The sequence below is a fragment of the Cupriavidus sp. CuC1 genome (assembly GCF_044627735.1).
Classification (GTDB): domain Bacteria; phylum Pseudomonadota; class Gammaproteobacteria; order Burkholderiales; family Burkholderiaceae; genus Cupriavidus; species Cupriavidus ulmosensis.
Map to the genome: position 1 here is coordinate 1 of NZ_JBIUHC010000027.1, position 16,532 is coordinate 16,532.

At 63.7% G+C, this 16,532-nt stretch carries 14 protein-coding genes and 1 pseudogene; 3 read left to right on the top strand and 12 right to left on the bottom strand.

The window, feature by feature from the left end; all coding sequences use genetic code 11:
- The first annotated feature begins 51 nt into the window (after window positions 1-51).
- Entirely contained in the window at window positions 52-1,077 is a 1,026-nt protein-coding gene (ltrA, locus tag ACGLHR_RS14110; RefSeq protein WP_400094564.1) for a group II intron reverse transcriptase/maturase, read from the top strand.
- Between the two features lie 251 nt (window positions 1,078-1,328).
- Here ltrA and ACGLHR_RS14115 read toward each other — a convergent pair whose 3' ends face one another.
- Together ACGLHR_RS14115 and ACGLHR_RS14120 are read right to left on the bottom strand one after the other, a co-directional pair.
- Window positions 1,329-1,979 carry a dienelactone hydrolase family protein gene (locus ACGLHR_RS14115; protein ID WP_400094566.1) on the bottom strand — a complete coding sequence of 217 codons (651 nt, stop codon included), beginning with the start codon at window positions 1,977-1,979 and terminating at the stop codon, window positions 1,329-1,331.
- 140 nt (window positions 1,980-2,119) lie between these two features.
- A pseudogene (locus ACGLHR_RS14120) lies at window positions 2,120-2,409 on the bottom strand (tyrosine-type recombinase/integrase); the annotation flags it as partial.
- A gap of 247 nt (window positions 2,410-2,656) precedes the next feature.
- Between ACGLHR_RS14120 and ACGLHR_RS14125 the strand changes: the two are divergent.
- Window positions 2,657-3,436 carry a GntR family transcriptional regulator gene (locus ACGLHR_RS14125; RefSeq protein ID WP_400094567.1) on the top strand — a complete coding sequence of 260 codons (780 nt, stop codon included), beginning with the start codon at window positions 2,657-2,659 and terminating at the stop codon, window positions 3,434-3,436.
- Window positions 3,437-3,508: 72 nt separating this feature from the next.
- Here ACGLHR_RS14125 and ACGLHR_RS14130 read toward each other — a convergent pair whose 3' ends face one another.
- The 10 genes from ACGLHR_RS14130 to ACGLHR_RS14175 all read right to left on the bottom strand — a co-directional run bounded on the left by ACGLHR_RS14130 (window position 3,509) and on the right by ACGLHR_RS14175 (window position 14,068).
- Window positions 3,509-4,579 (bottom strand): porin, encoded by a 1,071-nt coding sequence (locus ACGLHR_RS14130; RefSeq protein WP_400094569.1) that lies wholly within the window; start codon window positions 4,577-4,579, stop codon window positions 3,509-3,511.
- A 339-nt stretch (window positions 4,580-4,918) separates the two neighbouring features.
- Window positions 4,919-6,289, bottom strand: a complete 1,371-nt coding sequence (locus ACGLHR_RS14135) for a 3-hydroxyacyl-CoA dehydrogenase NAD-binding domain-containing protein (RefSeq protein WP_400094570.1) — start codon at window positions 6,287-6,289, stop codon at window positions 4,919-4,921.
- A gap of 2 nt (window positions 6,290-6,291) precedes the next feature.
- Window positions 6,292-7,089 (bottom strand): crotonase/enoyl-CoA hydratase family protein, encoded by a 798-nt coding sequence (locus tag ACGLHR_RS14140; protein WP_400094571.1) that lies wholly within the window; start codon window positions 7,087-7,089, stop codon window positions 6,292-6,294.
- 51 nt (window positions 7,090-7,140) lie between these two features.
- Entirely contained in the window at window positions 7,141-8,109 is a 969-nt protein-coding gene (locus tag ACGLHR_RS14145) for a PDR/VanB family oxidoreductase (protein ID WP_400094573.1), read from the bottom strand.
- 50 nt (window positions 8,110-8,159) lie between these two features.
- Window positions 8,160-9,443: a Rieske 2Fe-2S domain-containing protein gene (locus ACGLHR_RS14150; protein ID WP_400094574.1), complete on the bottom strand. Its 1,284-nt coding sequence runs from the start codon at window positions 9,441-9,443 to the stop codon at window positions 8,160-8,162.
- Window positions 9,444-9,467: 24 nt separating this feature from the next.
- Complete coding sequence (locus tag ACGLHR_RS14155; protein WP_400094575.1) at window positions 9,468-10,451, bottom strand: tripartite tricarboxylate transporter substrate-binding protein; 984 nt, start codon at window positions 10,449-10,451, stop codon at window positions 9,468-9,470.
- 37 nt (window positions 10,452-10,488) lie between these two features.
- Window positions 10,489-11,727 (bottom strand): Rieske 2Fe-2S domain-containing protein, encoded by a 1,239-nt coding sequence (locus ACGLHR_RS14160; protein ID WP_400094576.1) that lies wholly within the window; start codon window positions 11,725-11,727, stop codon window positions 10,489-10,491.
- A gap of 2 nt (window positions 11,728-11,729) precedes the next feature.
- Window positions 11,730-12,734, bottom strand: a complete 1,005-nt coding sequence (locus ACGLHR_RS14165; protein WP_400094578.1) for an amidohydrolase family protein — start codon at window positions 12,732-12,734, stop codon at window positions 11,730-11,732.
- A gap of 5 nt (window positions 12,735-12,739) precedes the next feature.
- The gene (locus ACGLHR_RS14170) at window positions 12,740-13,141 is read right to left on the bottom strand and encodes a RidA family protein (protein ID WP_400094579.1); all 402 of its coding nucleotides are present in this window, start codon (window positions 13,139-13,141) and stop codon (window positions 12,740-12,742) included.
- Between the two features lie 12 nt (window positions 13,142-13,153).
- Window positions 13,154-14,068, bottom strand: coding sequence for a GntR family transcriptional regulator (locus ACGLHR_RS14175; RefSeq protein ID WP_400094580.1), 915 nt, complete (start codon window positions 14,066-14,068; stop codon window positions 13,154-13,156).
- A 354-nt stretch (window positions 14,069-14,422) separates the two neighbouring features.
- Here ACGLHR_RS14175 and ACGLHR_RS14180 point away from each other — a divergent pair, with 354 nt between their 5' ends.
- Window positions 14,423-16,528 (top strand): acetate--CoA ligase family protein, encoded by a 2,106-nt coding sequence (locus ACGLHR_RS14180; RefSeq protein WP_400094582.1) that lies wholly within the window; start codon window positions 14,423-14,425, stop codon window positions 16,526-16,528.
- Window positions 16,529-16,532: the final 4 nt, after the last annotated feature.

Below are 16,532 nucleotides of genomic sequence, written 5' to 3' on the forward strand. Positions count from 1 at the left end.
GATGAAACGGATGGCGGATCTCAGCCCATCCCAAATGCTCATTGAGCGCTTGTGCAGTTCGCGCTGACCGTCCCCACGATCTCCGATCGCATCGCTCAGACGGTGGTCAAGCGATATCTGGAGCCGCTCGTGGAACCGGTGTTTCACGGTGACTCATACGGGTATCGTCCCGGACGATCGGCGCATCAGGCGCTCAACGTCACCCGGCAGCGATGCTGGGAGTACGAATGGGTGCTTGACCTCGACATCAAGAATTTCTTCGGTAGTATCGATTGGGAACTCATGATGCGCGCGGTGCGCTGTCACACGGACTGCGGGTGGGTGCTGCTGTATATCGAGCGCTGGCTCAAGGCACCCGTGCAAATGCCTGACGGGGCCGTGGAGTATCCGGACAAGGGCACGCCGCAAGGCGGTGTCGTCAGTCCGGTGCTGGCTAACCTGTTCCTCCACTATGCGTTCGACCGGTGGATGCAGAAATATCACCCGGACGTGCCATTCGCGCGTTATGCCGATGATGTCATCTGTCATTGCAAGAGCGAAGCGCAGGCGCGGCTGCTCAAGCAGGGGCTAGAGACGCGGCTGGCCGAATGCAAGCTGGATTTGCATCCAGAGAAGACCAAGATCGTGTATTGCAAGCAGGCCAACAGGCATGCAAGCTATCCGCTATGTCAGTTCGACTTCCTGGGCTATACGTTCAGACCGCGAAGTGTCAGAAGTCGGGTGGGTAAGCTGTCGGTTGGCTTCGTGCCTGCAGTCAGTAACAAGGCTGCAAAAGCGATGCGACAAGAGTTGCGTCGCCGCAGTGTGTTGCACCGCTATGACTTGAGTTTGACTGAGTTGGCTGACCGAACGCGTCCGACGTTGCTTGGTTGGATTCACTACTACGGTCGATTCTATCGGTCTGCGCTGGGGCGGGTACTGCTTGTGCTCGATGCCGCACTGGTCCGCTGGGCGCAACGGAAGTACAAACATCTCCGCGGTCGTAAGCTGCGTGCAGCGGCATGGCTACGAGACGTCAAGTCTCGGCAGCCGGGCCTCTTTGCGCACTGGGCCGTGGAGACCACGGTTGGACGATAGGAGCCGGATGAATCGAGAGGTTCACGTCCGGTTCTGTGAGGGCGTGAGGGTGCGATTCCCTTGCGCTACTCGACTATTTCGCGGGAGTTTCGGACCGGAGTCATACCGACGCTTCGTGCGGATCGACTTCGGGCACGCCTCGCGACTAGGCGCGAATAATGGCAGGAGTACGCGCAGACCAGGATTGCCCCATGCCAGGGCAGGGCTTCGCTAGGCATTCCGGGTACGCCGCGCCGGCATGGCTGGTTGCTCTATGCCTTGGCAAGATGGCGCTCAAACCATTGGGTCGCCAGCCGAGCGACCGTTTCCAGTGCACCGGGCTCTTCGAACAAGTGGGTGGCACCAGGCACAATGTCAAGTTCCTTTTGGCATATAAGCAAGGCAAATGCCGACTCATTTCGTTCGATCACGCTTGAATCGAGCCCTCCAATGATCAACAAGGTAGGCGCAAGCAACTTTGCGAGAGCGTCACGACCCGCCAAATCGACTCTGCCACCTCGTGAGACGATAGCGTGGATTTGGATTGGCGACGTGCTCGCGGCACGGATTGCCGCGGCGGCGCCAATGCTTGCCCCAAAATAGCCCAACGGCAGCGGTATCGCCTGCTGCTGTGCCACCCACTTTGTCGCCTGCACTAGCCGCTCAGCCAGTAGATCAACGTCGAAACGGGTGGCCGGGATGCTGTCCTCCTGCGGCAATAGGAGGTCCATCAGCAGCGTTCCCATGCCGCTTCGATTGAGTTCGGCGGCCACGTACTTGTTCCGCGGGCTATGTCGGGAACTGCCGCTACCATGCGCAAACAATACCAAGGAGCCGGCACCCGGCGGCAGTGTGAGTATGCCCTGCAGGTACACGTTCCCGGCCGGGATCACAACTTCCCGTGCCGCTGAGTCAGTCCACATGGCGCGATCCCTCATCAGATGCGCTTTGACGCGTGCAGCCTTACAGCCGCTTCCTTCCCTGATCACTATAGTAGGGCGGACGGAGCAGCGTGGCGAGTTGCCGTCTCGTATCGGCATCGGTGCGTCAGCCGCCAACGCTCTCACGACCATCCAATCCGGTGGGCGTTCCCGGTAGCCTGATGGCGGACGTCGTCCTCCGTATGCAGGTAGCCGCTGGTGGTCGAGATGGAGGCGTGCCCGAAATTGTCCCGCCCAAAGCGCAGGTCGAGCTGCTGATCGGTCATGTGGCTGCCGGCGGTGTGACGCAACCAGTGCGCTGACGCGCTGGCCAGCACGTCAGTTGGCCTTCCCAATCGGGGCCGCGTGCAAGCAGACGTTCGGCCGCCATCGCGAACACTTCCTTGAACACCAGGTGCAGGGCGCCGCGACAAGGGCCGTTCCTTGTCGGCGATCGGCAGAGCGGTACCACCGGTGAAGATAGAGGTGCGCGAAGTACTATGCAGCACCCACAGATCAACCGTTGGAATGCCAATGGTATCATTTGGTATACTTAGATGGGGATTTGGCCTTTCGAACGCATGAGCTGTGCAGAATGCGTTGTCTGGTTCGTGCAGTATGAGATTTCCTGTAGTCTTCGCTTACCAATATTCCCTATGACACTACAACCAAAACAGAGTATGGCCGCCGAGATCAAGGCTGCCATCGAGGCAGAGATCGAGAGCGGTAAGCTACCGCCGGGGGCGCTGCTGGACGAGCGCACGCTGGCTGAGCGCTTTGGTGTCTCCCGTACGCCGGTGCGCGAGGCCTTGCAGCAGCTTGCGGTACAGAATCTCGTGCGCATCGCTCCCCGCGTCGGCGTCTTCGTGTCACGGCTGTCGGTCACGCAACTGCGTGAAACGCTCGAGTTGCTTGGCGAACTCGAGGCCGTCGCTGCCAAACTTGCGGCGCGGCGGATGGACGACGAGCAGCGGTCGTTGCTCGAGACGAGCATGGCGCAGTGCGTCGAGGCGTCCAACGATAACAATGGGAAACGATTTGCCGAGGCCAATGCTGCGTTCCATGACCTGATCTATTCCGGCAGCCACAACGAATACCTTGCCCAGCAGATTCACGGCATCCGGCGTCTGATGCAGCGCTATCGGCCAAAGATTTTCCTGACGCCGGCGCAACGGCAGAAAGCATTGCAAGACCATCAGAAACTGGCTGATGCGATTCTCCATGGCGACGAGATCGCGGCGCATGACGCCATGCTCCAGCATGCGCCGGTGGGAACCACCGGATTTTCCGAGTTTCTCTCGACGCTGCCGGCGAGTTACCTCGAAAACGAGGTGGGGCAGGGTGGTTCGCCCTCCGCGGCAACATCCGGCACCAAGCGGCCGAGGGGTGGCGGTACCTCCGAGGAAGGCGACGCCAAGCCCAGGGCCAGACGCGGCCTGAGCCGCGCCACTGTTAGCTGATTTCGCATGCCCCCAAGGGGTGGGGGCGGGCATCGGCCGAAAACTCGCTCCGGCAGGCCGCCGGAGCTGCGCTTAGAACTTATGCCGCATGCCGATGGCAACCCCGATCTGATTGTGCTCATTGGCGGCAAGCTGGTACGCAGCAATGGCACCGTTGAAGTTCTCGAAGTTCAGCGCGGCGTTCTTCGTGTATGCGGTGCTCAGGTAAACGTCGGTGCGCTTGGACAGGGAATAGTCCGCGACGAGCGTGAGCTGCCACGGATTGCTTGGGTTAGTGCTGCCAGTCGCCGTGCGCAGGGAGCGCAAGTTGTCGTAATACACCACGCCCGTCAATACCAGTGCTTGTGTTGCCTGGTAGTTCAAGCCAAGCCACCAGATATCATCGCGCGCGACCGTGCCGGCGGCCGTTGCGCCGTTCTTGCCGTAACGGTAGGCGGCTTGGGCGAGCAATTTCGGTGTGATCTGGTAACGCACGCCGACGGCTGCCTTCTGGGCTCGCGTGTAGTTGCCACCGGTCGCGGGGCCGTTCACATTGTCGTAGGCGACGGCGATGCCGCCTGATCCAAACGAGTAATCAGCGCCCGCGCCATAGCCGGCCGAGCCTTGCGTCGAACCGGGTTGCTCGCCGAAGCTCCAGTGCGCTTCGGTCGTCAGCGGGCCGAAACTGCCATGGTACTTCACCATATTGTTTTCTCGAAGCGACCCACCGGCAATTTGCGTCACTGGCTCGTACAGCGTGGCATATGCGGTGGGCGAGTAGTTCGCCATGATCAGGAAGAGCGACGTGTATTGCCGCCCGAGCGTCAGTTGATGGCTGCCGGACGCAAGCCCCACCCATGCCTGGCGTCCGAACAGCAGGCCGCCCTGCCCGGATGTGCCTGTGTCGATGTTGAAGCCACTTTCCAGGGCAAAGATCGCTTTGTTTCCGCCGCCGAGATCTTCGGCGCCACGCAAGCCCCAGCGGCTCGGGGACAGTCCTCCCGAATTCAGCGCTACCTTCGAATGGCCGTTGGCACCGCTGCCCAGGTTGTGATTGGTGTACTCGATATTGGCATCAACGACCCCATACAGGGTGACCGATGACTGGGCAAATGCCGCCATGCTTGCGATGGCGCATCCAACGCCGACGATACTTTTCTTCATGAACCTTCTCCTCCGTGTTGATCCAGGTTGCGCTCTGGTTTCCGTATTGGCGAATTTGCGCCGCCGGATTCCATAATTGCACATTGGTATGTATGTGGACGTTAGTGGTATACGTTAATGTTGTTATATGAATACGAAATCGCTGGTTTTGTACGAGCGAGGCCTGAGAAATGCGGTGGGCGCGGCAGCAGGGCATGCAATGCGCACGCGCTTTGGCGCGCGACCCGGACGCAAGCCCGGGTCGGATCTGCGCCTCATCAGGCGGTGGAGCAAGCCAGGCGTGCCGAGTTCACGGCCTGCCCGCCGCGCGCCTATGGCGCCGGCCATGCCGTCTTGTTCTCAGGTGCGTATTTGTAGATCGGCAAAACGCCCGTTCTCTCGTGCCAGGCGCTCGAGCAGGGGAGCAGGCTGCCACCAGAAGCCATGCTGCTCGTGGAAGCGCTTGATGTCCGCGTAGACCTTGGCCAGCCCGATGCGGTCGGCGTAGTACATTGGCCCGCCGTGGTGAGCCGGGAAGCCATAGCCTGTGACGTATACGATGTCGATATCGCTTGGGCGCAGCGCGATGCCTTGCTCGAGGAGTCTCGCGCCTTCATTGATCATGCCGTAAAGGCAGCGTTTGATGATCTCCTCCTCGGAAATCGGCTGGCGCGCGATCCCCAGCCGGGCCGACTCGCGAACGATGAAGTCTTCGACCACCGGATCGCGCAGCGGCGTGCGGCTGCCCGGCTCGTATCGGTACCAGCCGGCTCCACTCTTTTGCCCGAGCCGTCCCATCTCCGTCAGCTTCATGATCAGGTCGTTCCAGCGCCGATCATTGGGCCGCGTCGCCATCTGGGCCTTGCGGGTCTGGTAGCCAACATCGTTGCCGGCCATGTCGTGCACGGCGAAGATGCCCATGGCATAGCCGAAGCGTGTCAGGGCCTGGTCGACCTCGTGGGGTAGTGCGCCTTCTTCGAGCAGGAAGTGCGCTTCGCGCGTGTAGTTGCGGAACAGCGCATTGCCGATAAAGCCGGGATAGATGCGCGCGAGCACGGAGATCTTGCCCATGCGCCGGCCGAGTTCCATCAGCGTGGCGATGACGTCCGGGGCGGTTCGCTGCGCGCGCACGACTTCCAGCAGGCGCATGACATGCGCCGGACTGAAGAAATGGGCGCCTACGACGTCCTGATGCCTTTGCGTGACCGCGGCAATCGCGTCGACATCCAGCCCGGAGGTGTTGGTGGCGAGGATAGCCCCCGGTTTGGCGATGGTGTCTAGTTGGCGGAATATTTGCTGTTTGAGCGCCAGGTCCTCGAAGACGGCTTCGATCACGAGGTCCGCGTGCCTTGCTTGTGCCATGTCGATCGAGCCGCTGATCAGGGCGATGCGCCGGTCCATTTCAGACCGTTCCAGCCGACCGCGCGAAACGCTGCCAGTGTAGTTGTCGCGCACCCGGCGCAGGCCGCCATCCAGGGCTTCCTGGCCGCTATCGATCAGGGTCACCGGAATGCCGATGTTGGCGAGCGCCATGGCGATGCCGCCGCCCATGGTTCCGGCGCCGATCACGGCCACGCTGCCGATCGGGCGCAGCGGCAGGTTGGCAGGGATGTCGGGAATCTTCGCCGCTTCGGCCTCGGCGAAGCGGATATGGGCTGCAGCGGCATCGCGCTCCGCTTGTGTGTCGGGCTGTGCGCGGGCGTCGTCAGGAGACATAGCGGTCATGGTCATATTCAGTCCAGTTGGGTTCCGGGGGCGACGAGCGGCTTGGCCCGCCCTTCGACGAATTCGCGCAGACGCTCGGCGGTCTCCGGGGAGCGCGCCATGTTGGAGTTCAGGTACTCCATGAACAGGCCGTCGTCGTGCGACAGGTCGTTGATGCGCGGCAATACGTTGGTGATCCGCCAGTTGGTGTCCGGTGTATTCCGCGCGATCGTCGCTGCCAGCTCACGCGCCTTATCGAGTGCATTGCCGGTCGGCACAACGTAGCGCACGATATGCTCGCGCTCGCCTTCGGCTGCCGTTAGCAGGCGGCCGGTCAGCATCATGTCGGCCATGACGGTGTAGCCGACCACCCGTTGTACGCGGACCGTGCCGCCTCCGCCGACGAAGATGCCGCGCTGGCCTTCGGGCAGTCCGAAGAACGCCGAGTCGTCCGCCACGCGGATATGCGCCGCCGTGGCCAGTTCGAGGCCGCCGCCCACCACGGCGCCATGCAGCGCAGCAACGAACGGGATGGGGCCGCGGGCAATGATGTCGAACACCTCATGCCATGAATGGCGCCGGCGTTTGCGCGGGCGCACAGCCTCGCCGGCCGCGCGTGCCAGGGCTTCCTTCAGGTCCAGGCCTGCGCAGAAGTTGCTGCCATGTCCGAACAGCACGCCGACGTCGGCTTCTTCGCCGGCGCGTACGACGGCATCGCGCAGGGCGCAAATCACCTCTTCATTGATGGCGTTGCGCTTGTCGGGACGGTTCAGGCCGATCAGTGCGACCGGGCCTTCGAGTTCGTAGGTAACGAGTTCGGCGCTCATATCTGTCATTCCATTGAGTAGGGAAATCGGGGTTTCGTAGGTTCTGCAGGACTAGAGATCCAGCACCAGCTTGCTGCCCTTCGCGCCTGAACAGCAGATCATCATGCGTTGATTCGACGCCTTCTCCGCTTCGCTGAGCACCAGGTCGCGGTGGTCTGGCAGCCCTGCGAGCACGCGCACCTCGCAGGTGCCGCAAATACCCTCCTGGCACGAGTAGGGCGGCTCGATGCCGGCATTGAGCAGACAGTCGAGAATGGTCTGTCCGCTGGCTATCTCGATGCTGCGGCCGCTGCGCGCCAGTTCGACCGTGAAGCCGCCTGCGGTGGCGGCGCTCTCGCGCGCAGCGAAATATTCCCTGTGCACTCGCTCGGGCGGCAGGCCTGCGGTGGCTTGCTCGAAGGCGTCCAGCATGGGCATCGGGCCGCAGCAGTAGACATGGGCGCCGGCCGGCAGCGCGTCGGTGATGGCGGCGATGTCGAGCATGCTGCCGCCGGGCTCGCGGTCGAAGCTGAGCTGGAGCGTGGCCCCGGAATCGTCCCGCAGTGCCTGCAGGGTCTCGACGAAGGCGGCATTCTTGCGTGTGCGTGCCGCGTAGAAGAGCTGCCACGGCCGGCCCAGCGTCTGCAGGCGGCGGATCATGCCGAGGACCGGCGTGATGCCGATGCCGCCGGCAATGAAGACGCTCGACGCGGCCGCTTCCTCGAGCGGGAAGTTGTTGCGCGGCGCACTGACGGTCAGGGTGTCGCCCGGGCGCAGCACTTCGTGCAGATAGCGCGAGCCGCCGCGGCTCTGCGGGTCCTTGTTGACGCCGATCAGGTAGCGATGCCGTTCTTGCGGCGAGTTGAACAGGGAATAGTTGCGGATCAAGCCGTTGGGCAGATGCACGTCGATGTGCGCCCCGGCTTCGAACGGCGGGAGTTCCTTGTGCGGGGCTACCGGCCAGAGTTCGTAGCTGAGGATGCCTTCCGCTTCCCAGGTAATGGATTTGACCCTGACTTGCAGTGTCTCGGTAATGCTCATGGGTGTCTCCCGGGGTTGGGCCTGCGTGGGTTCGTGGCGGATGGCTCTGGCTAGATCTCGACCACGTCAATGTCCTTGAGCTTCACGCCCGTGGCTGCCTCGTAGGCGCGCTTGACCTCGTCCGGCTGGCCGGCGTGGAAAATGAAGTGGAACAACAGCTTGTTCCACTTCGGATGGTTGGCGTACTGCTCCAGCGCCAGGCCCTCCAGGAAGAAGGCGCGCGAGTCGCAGGGCAGCATCACGCGATGGTTGGCCTGCGGATCGCGGATCAGCCCCTTGGGATCCCGGCCCTGCGCCACGGCGTCGATATCGTCGAACAGGCGGCGGCGGATCATGGCGATGCCGCGGTCGCTGGAGCCGAGGTTCTCCTGGCTGCGGTCGGTGACACGGCCCTGGCCGACCCAGGCGATGATGTCCTGGTTAATGACATGGCTTGAGATCCATCGGCCGGTGCGCGCGTCGCGGATCGGACTGGTCCACGAAGGGATCACGGCTTGCTCGTAGGGCTCGGCCTCGCGTGGCACGCGGATGAAGGACCAGGTCACGCTCAGCATGTTCTCGTCGTCGACGGGAACACGCCATTCGAAGTGGTCGCCAAGAAAGAACCCGTTGGGCCATAGGCAGACGCGGCCGATGGTCCATAGCGGATGGTGCTCGTCCGTGTCTTCGCTGATGCGTTTGTAGAGGAAGCCGTGCTCGAATTCCTCGAAATCGAGCCGCAGGTGCCGTGGCGCGTAGCCTGCGGAATCGCCGCGGAGCCGGCGGCCCCAGTTGGCGTGCATCCACTCGAAGTGCACCGGATCGATTGAGTTCTCTTGTGCTTGCAGCCAGTTGCAGGGCACCTCGGCAAAGACCACCTGGACGAAGCCGTTGCGCCAGCTGAACGGCTCCCAGTCCGGCAGCAGTGGTGCCGGCTGTGGACCCATATAGGCCCATAGCATGCCGGCCTTGGCCTGGACCTGGTAGGCCTTGAGGCGCACGCGCGCCTTCAGCCTGCCATGCGGATCGGCCATTTGCTCGAAGGGCTGGTCGACGCAGCGGCCCTGCTGGTCGTATTGCCAGCCGTGGTAGTTGCAGCGCAGCCCGCATTGCTCGACGTAGCCGTAGGCCAGGTCGGCGCGGCGGTGCGCGCAATGCCGGTCAACCAGGCCGTAGGTGCCGCTCAGGTCCTTGTAGAGCACCAGGTCCTCGCCCATCAGGCGCACCGGCTTGATGGGGTTGCGGTCCAGTTCGTCGATGCCGGCGATCGGGTGCCAGTGTCGCCTCAACACTTCGCCCATTGGCGTGTCCGGCCCCACTTGGGTCAGCTGACGATTCTTGTCCTCACTAAGCATTGGCGTGTTCCTGCGGGCGATTGGCTACTCCGGTTTGAAGCCGGACGCCTTGATGATGGGTTCCCAGGCCGCGAGCTCGGCGCGTTGCCTGCGGGCCATATCCTGGGCATCGATAAAGTCCGGCACTACCGCCAGGCGCTTCATCAGGAACTCGGTGGTTTGCGGCATGGACAGAATCTTGCGCAACGCCTGCTGCATCCGTTCGAGCTCGGCCCCCGGGGTTCCGGCTGGCGCCCACATTGCGGTCCAGCCGTCGCCGGAGGTCACGTTGATGCCTTGCTCGGCCATGGTCGGGATATCCGGGGCCAGAGGCGAGCGCTTCGCGCTGAAAATGCCGATCATCCGCACCTTGCCGGTGCGGTGGTACTTCAGCATGTCGTCCAGCAACGTCACGGCCGCGGGTACGTGGCCTCCCACCAGGTCGTTGATCAGGGGCGGCGTGCCCTTGTAGGGCGCCACCGACAGCGCGATGCCAGCCGCCCTGGCGAACTGCATCCCGAGAAAGTGGTTCATGCCGCCCAGGCCCGGCGTGCCGAAGACGGCGCTGTCGGGATGCTTCCTGACCCAATCCACGAATTCGCGCGCATTGCTGACGCCCGTATCCATCCGTACTGCCATCCCCAATGGGTAAGAGACCAGGCCGGCCACCGGAGCAAAGTCGCGCCAGAGCTTCCACCTGAGCTGCGGCCCGAAGACCAGTGTCTGGAAGGTCGGCGTTGCATTGGGTGCGATCATGTAGGTGAGGCCGTCCGGCTTCGCCGCCATCAGCACGTCCGCGGCGAGACGGCCGCCAACGCCGACATGGCTTTCGATGATGACCGGCTGTTCCAGGATCTGCGGCAGCCAATCGGCGAAGTAACGGGCGATCGCGTCGGTGCCGCCGCCGGGCGGCAGCCCTAGCAGGATGCGGATCACGGGCTTTCCCTGCATGCCGGCGTACGCTGCGGCAGGCGCGGCGAGGCCCGCGCACGCCGCCAGCAGGAGCCGGCGTCGGCGGTAGCTTGTCATGCTTGTCTCCGTATTTTCTTGTGACGGTGCGGATGGCTCAGGGCGTTTGCGTCAGCGTGCGCCAGTCGCTGCCTGCCGGCAGCACGCCACCGACGGACGCCGCCTTGGCGTAGTCGAGATCTGGGTTGTCGGCCAGCGTCGGCGTCTTGCCCGCCGTGAACTCGCGCACGGACTTGAGAAGAGCCTGCCGCACGCGCAGTACCGCGCCGTCGGCCGAGCAGAGCTGTTCGGTGGTGCGGTCCACGATGGGTCCCTGGCCGATAAACATGGCGAAGTCTTCGGTACCCAGGTGTTGCGGGAAACCGGTGGCATGGCCGCGCTTCATCAGTTCGCGGTTCTGGCCCCAGTTGTTCTCGGGCCCTCCCGGCGGGAGCGGCGGGAACCCCCACACATCTGGGGTGGCGGACATCACGGTCATGCCTAGTGGCCGGTGCGGGTTGAAATGCACGAACCACGCGCGGTGCGTGACATCGTCCACCGGCGTGGAGAAGAACACCGTGCCGGGGCCCTTGGCATCGGGCGCGCAGATGATGCCGTACCACGGCATGACGAAGTTGTTGACGCGCGCGTACATCTTGTCGTCGGGCAGGGCGCGCACGGCGGCGTAGCGGTAGCCGTACGGCATGTCTTCGAATTCCAGCCGCGGCGCCAGCGCCTGGGTCATGTGCAGGCGCTCGTTGCCCGCGCCGGCGGTAATCTGCGTGGTGGATTCATGCAGCACGCCGACGTGTGAAGAGTCCATCGAGGCTTCCACGCCCTGCACCCAGTTGGTCGGCACTTCCTGGCTGGTGACCGAACGCTGGTCTTCCGGCAGGCGGGTGAACGGCAGGTCGGGAAATTTGGGCGGCTGTTCGCCTTTGCCCAGCCACACCCAGACAATGCCGCCGCGTTCCTCCACGCTATAGCGGTTGACGCGCACATGCTTGCAGAACTGCGACTGATCGCCCATGTGGTTCGGCGCTTCGATGACCTCGCCGCTGGCATTGAGCTTCCAGCCGTGAAAGATGCAACGCAGGCCGTTGTCTTCGTTGCGGCCCATCAGCAGGGAAGCCTTGCGGTGCGGGCACTGCTCGTCGAGCACGCCAACATGGCCATCGGTGGCGCGAAACGCCACGTAGTTGGTGCCCAGCAGCCGCACGCGCACCGGTGCGCCGTCCGCCACCAGCTTGGCCGAGGGTACAGCCGGGATCCAGTAGTGCTGGCGAATCATCTCGCCCATCGGCGCGCCGTTTTCCACGCGGGTGAGCAGTTCGTTGTCTTCGCGGGTCATGGCCATGATCAGCACTCCTCGTCTTTGCGGAAAGCGCGCGAATAGACGCGGGTGCAATTGCACTCGAAGATGTTCCTGCGCTCTTGCTCGCTGAGCCAGTCGATGCTCTCGATCACCGGCTTCATGTCGTCATAATCGCGTCCGGAGACCGGATCGCGCGCGCTGCCGGTGCCCGGCTTTTCCGTGCCGAACAGCACGTTGTCGGTGCCGGCTACCTTGAGCAGCAGCTCAATGGCTTCCTTGGAATAGTTGCAGGTGTCGAAGTACAAGCGCTTGAGCTGTTCGTCGAAGCTCACCGTATCGCCCTTGCGGACCGACCATGAGCGAAAACGTCCCATCTGGTAGGGAATCGCGCCGCCGCCATGTGCCACGACGATCTTCAGGCCCGGGTATGTGTCAAAGACCTTGGAGCCCAGCAGCGAGACGATGGCAATGCTCTCTTCGTTGATGAACTTCAGGGTATAGGACTCGCGCGCGCTGCAGCTGCCGGCCGAGTGGATCAGGCCCGGTACGTCGAGTTTGGTCATGGCATCGTAGAGCGGATACCAGAACGGATCACCGAGGCCGGGAGGCGTGGGGCCTTCGCCTTCGGTCGGGTCGGGGTTGATCAGGCAGCCGACAAAGCCGAGTTCCTTGACGCAGCGTTCCAGCTCGGGCACTGCACGCAGCGCCGGCGATTCGTTCATGTATTGGGGCAATCCCGCGACACCGCGGAAACGGTCCGGGAACAGCGCCACGAAGCGTGCGATCAGGTCGTTGCAATGGCGCGACCACAACTCGGTCACGCGGCCGGGCTTGACCGAGTGCATCTGCAAGTAGGGACGCGGCGAAATGAACTGCACGTCGGTGCCGACGTTGTCCATGCTCTGAACCAGTTCCTCGGCCACCTTGCGCACGGAAGCATCCGGCACCTTCGGCGTGGTTGACGGGTTGGCACGGCCTCCTACCAGCTCCGCCATGTAGCGGAAGCTTTCGGGAGGCATGACGATATGCGCGTGGGAATCGATGATCATGAGGTTCAGCCTTTGGTTTCGCTGGCCACAACGGCCATGCATTCAAGTTGCAGCAACATGCCGTGCTGGAGGTCGTGTACGACGATGTGCCGCGCGGGACGGTCGAGGGGGTCGGGGAAATAGTGCAGCCACTCACCGTTGACCGCCTCGCGCACGCTGTTGTCCTTCACGTAGACGGTGAGCTTGACCAGGTCGGCGAGGGTCGCGCCCCCGACTTCAAGCAGCCGCCGCAGGTTCGAAAAAGCCAGTTCCGCCTGCGCAGCGGCATCCGCCGGGAGTCTGCCGGTGGCGGGATCCTTGCCGGCAATCGCCGAGGAGCAGATGATGTTGCCCACGCGAGCGCCGACCGGGATCGGCGCGTTGTGCGCCAGGCCGGGGACATCGAGCGAGCGGAGCGTACGTGTCATGGAATGCCTCTGTCAGGGAGTTTCGGTGCTGGTTTCGCCTGCGAAGAAGTTCATCGGCACAGTGGCCAGGAACTCGGAAAAACCGGTGGTACCGGCGGGCACGTGCAACAGCATCGCGGCGCCTGCCTGCAGTTCGTCACCGGACTGGATGGCGCGCGCGATCTCCTGGTGATCGCTCAGGGACCTGGCGATCTGGCTCCTGTTCAGGAAATCCTGGGTGCGGTAGCGCTGCAGGCGCCTGCGTGCCTGGCGGATATGCTCGGCCAGATACGCATTGCGGCAGCCCGCGTAAATTGCCTCGTGGAACAGGGCATTGGCGGCCGCATACGCTTGCTGGCCGCCTGTCTCCGCGGCTTGCCGGCAGTGGTGAATGCCCGCATCGAGCGCGGCGTGCAGGCTTTCGTCGGCTCGCCGGGCGGCCAGCCTGGCGCACAGCGACTCAAGTTCCCCCACGTATTCGAGCATTGCCCGCACTTTGCTGATCGAAAGCCGCGCCACCGTTGCACACTGACGCGGCGCGATGCAGACCAGTTCGCGCGCCGCAAGCTGCTGCAACGCTTCGCGAACGGGCGTGCGCGACACGTCGAAGCGCACCGCCAGCGCACGCTCATCCAGCGCGCTGCCAGGTGGCAGGATGCCCTTTTCGATTTCCTCCTCCAGCGTGGCGCGAATGTCTATGGCGAGGCCCGTGCGCGGCGCTGGATCGGCTGCCGCGGACAAGGCCATCCCCTCGCTGGGGAGAGGGCGGGTGCGAACGGAGGTTGAAGTCATCAGCGGTTTACGTTGAAGGTCACGGCCGGCGATAGACCAGGGTTGCCAAAAATATACAACAATAGTTTTCTGGTATGCAAACAGAATATTTTTCTGGTGCCTGGAAAAAGGCAGTTGCTGCTGGGTTGTTGCTGGGTTGCGGGTGGAAAACAGCACTTGATCGACATGCTGCCAGTACTTCCGAGAGCACCTACAGCCATCCTGGTTCCTCCGGAAATGCCTTATAAACAAAGACCTTCGCGCTATCTTCGGGATCTGTGCCACCATCGATTGAAATCACTCGGTGACTGCCGGGCCAGGCATCGCTACCAGCCAGTATCACTAAGGGAAATCACTGAGAGATGGATTTCAATAGTTGCTTCTGGTGTATTGAAAACGATGTTGTGGTATGCCACAATGGTCAAACATCTCGGTTGAGACCTTCCTGGTCGCGTCCGGAACCCCATCTCAAAAGGCCTTATTTCCATGCGCAGTCCTGCATCAGTCCGCGATCTTTCCGGTCTCGCCGCCATGCCGGTAGACCGTATCCTCAAGCCGCAATCGATCGCCATCGTCGGCGCGTCCGCAGACCCGCGTTCCTTCGGCGGTTTCGTGTTGGCCAATCTGGAGCGCTTCGGCTATGCGGGCGCCATCCACCTGGTCAGCCGCAGCAGCAGCGAGATCAACGGCCGGGCTTGCGTGAAGACGGTGGGGGAGTTGCCCGAGGGGATCGATCTGGCTGTGCTGGCGATTCCGGAGGCCGGTGTGCTAGAGGCCGTGCGTGGACTGGCCGCCCGCCACACGCATGCCGCAGTGCTGTTTGCCTCCGGCTATGCCGAAGCGGGCGAGGAAGGCCGGGCCAGGCAGGATGCGCTTGCCGCTGTGGCGCGTGATGCCGGGATGCTGCTGCTGGGACCCAACTGCATGGGTTTCACTAACTTCGAGGCCGGCGTGCCGGTGACCTTCGAGCCGGTGCAGTCCTATCCGTGCAACGGCCGCCCGGGCATCGGCGTGGTTGCGCAAAGCGGCGCCATGGCTGCCAACCTGCGCGATGCTGTGATGGGCCGTGGCCTGCCGTTGACGGCGACCGTCTCGACGGGCAACGAGGCCTCGGTCGGTATCGAAGACGTGCTGGCGTACTACATCGCTGATCCACAGACGCGCGTCATCGCGGTCTATGCGGAACAGGTGCGCCGGCCGCGGCTCTTCTTGCAACTGGCGCGCCAGGCACGCGCCGTCGGCAAGCCCATCGTGATGCTGATGCCGGGCAAGAGCGCAAGGGCGCGCGAGGCGGCGCAGTCTCACACCGGTGCGCTGGCCGGCGATCATGCCACCGCCTCGGTGGCACTGGCGCGCGAGGCGGTGGTACTGGTGAATTCCCTGGATGAGCTCTTTGACGCAGCGGCAATCTTGCTGCGTTTCCCGGTTCCGCCCAGCGGCGGGCCGGCTTTTATGACCGGGTCCGGCGCAATGAAGAATATTGCGCTGGACTTCTGCGACGGGCTTGGCCTGGAACTGCCCGCCCTGACTGCAGCGACGACGCAGCGCCTCACCGGCCTGCTGCCGGGCTATGCGGTAGCCGAGAACCCGCTGGACTACACCACGATCGGCGTACGCCAGCCTGGGCTGATCGGCGAGATCCTGCTCGCCATGCTGGCCGACGAGCACATCGGCAGCATGGTGCTGAGCATCCCGGCCGGCCCGGAGGTGGCGCAGCGCGATAAAGCCGAGCATATCCTGCCGGCCATTGCGCAGGCGGCCAAGCCGGCGGTGCTGGTGATCACCGGCGACAATGGCCCGATCGAGCCGTTCTTCGTGGATGCGATCCGCGCCAGCGGCGTGCCTTTCTTCCGCTCGCCTGACCGCGCGTTGCGCGCCCTGGCGCGCGTGGCGGCTTACGGCGAGGCCTTGCAGCGTGCCGCGCGTGCCAGCCAGGGTGCGGCGCGCGCGTTGCCGCTGCCGGCTCCCGTGCCGCCGTCGGGTGTGTTTGCGGAATACCAGGGCAAGGCCTGGCTGGCGGCCGCGGGTATCGCGGTGCCCGAGGGGGCGCTCGCTGGCAGCGCCGACGAGGCGGTGTGCATCGCCGCGCGGATCGGCTACCCGGTTGTGATCAAGGCGCAGGCCAGCGCGCTGCCGCACAAGAGCGATGTCGGCGGCGTGATCGTCGGCCTGGCCGACGAGGCGGCGTTGCGGGCGGGCTGGCACGAACTGCACGCCAACGTGGCATCGCACAGGCCCGACTTGCAGCTCGATGGCGTGCTGGTCGAGGCGATGGGCGCGCGCGGGCTGGAACTCGTGGTGGGCGCCAAGCGCGACGCCGACTGGGGGCCTGTCGTGCTGGTTGGCCTGGGCGGCGTGTGGATCGAAGCTTTGAAGGATGTGCGCCTGATTCCCGCCGACATGGCCGAGGCCGACATCGTGGAGGAACTCGGGCGCCTGAAAGCCGCGTCCTTGCTAAAGGGTATCCGCGGCGCGGCTGCGGTAGACGTGCCGGCGGTGGCGCGCGTGGTAGCGCTGGTCGGCGAGCAGATGCGGGCCAGTCCCCAGATTACCGAGATCGACATTAATCCGCTGGTTGCCTATCCGGATCGCGTGCTGGCGCTCGATGCGCTGGTGGTCTGCAACCCCGCCGCCTGAGGAA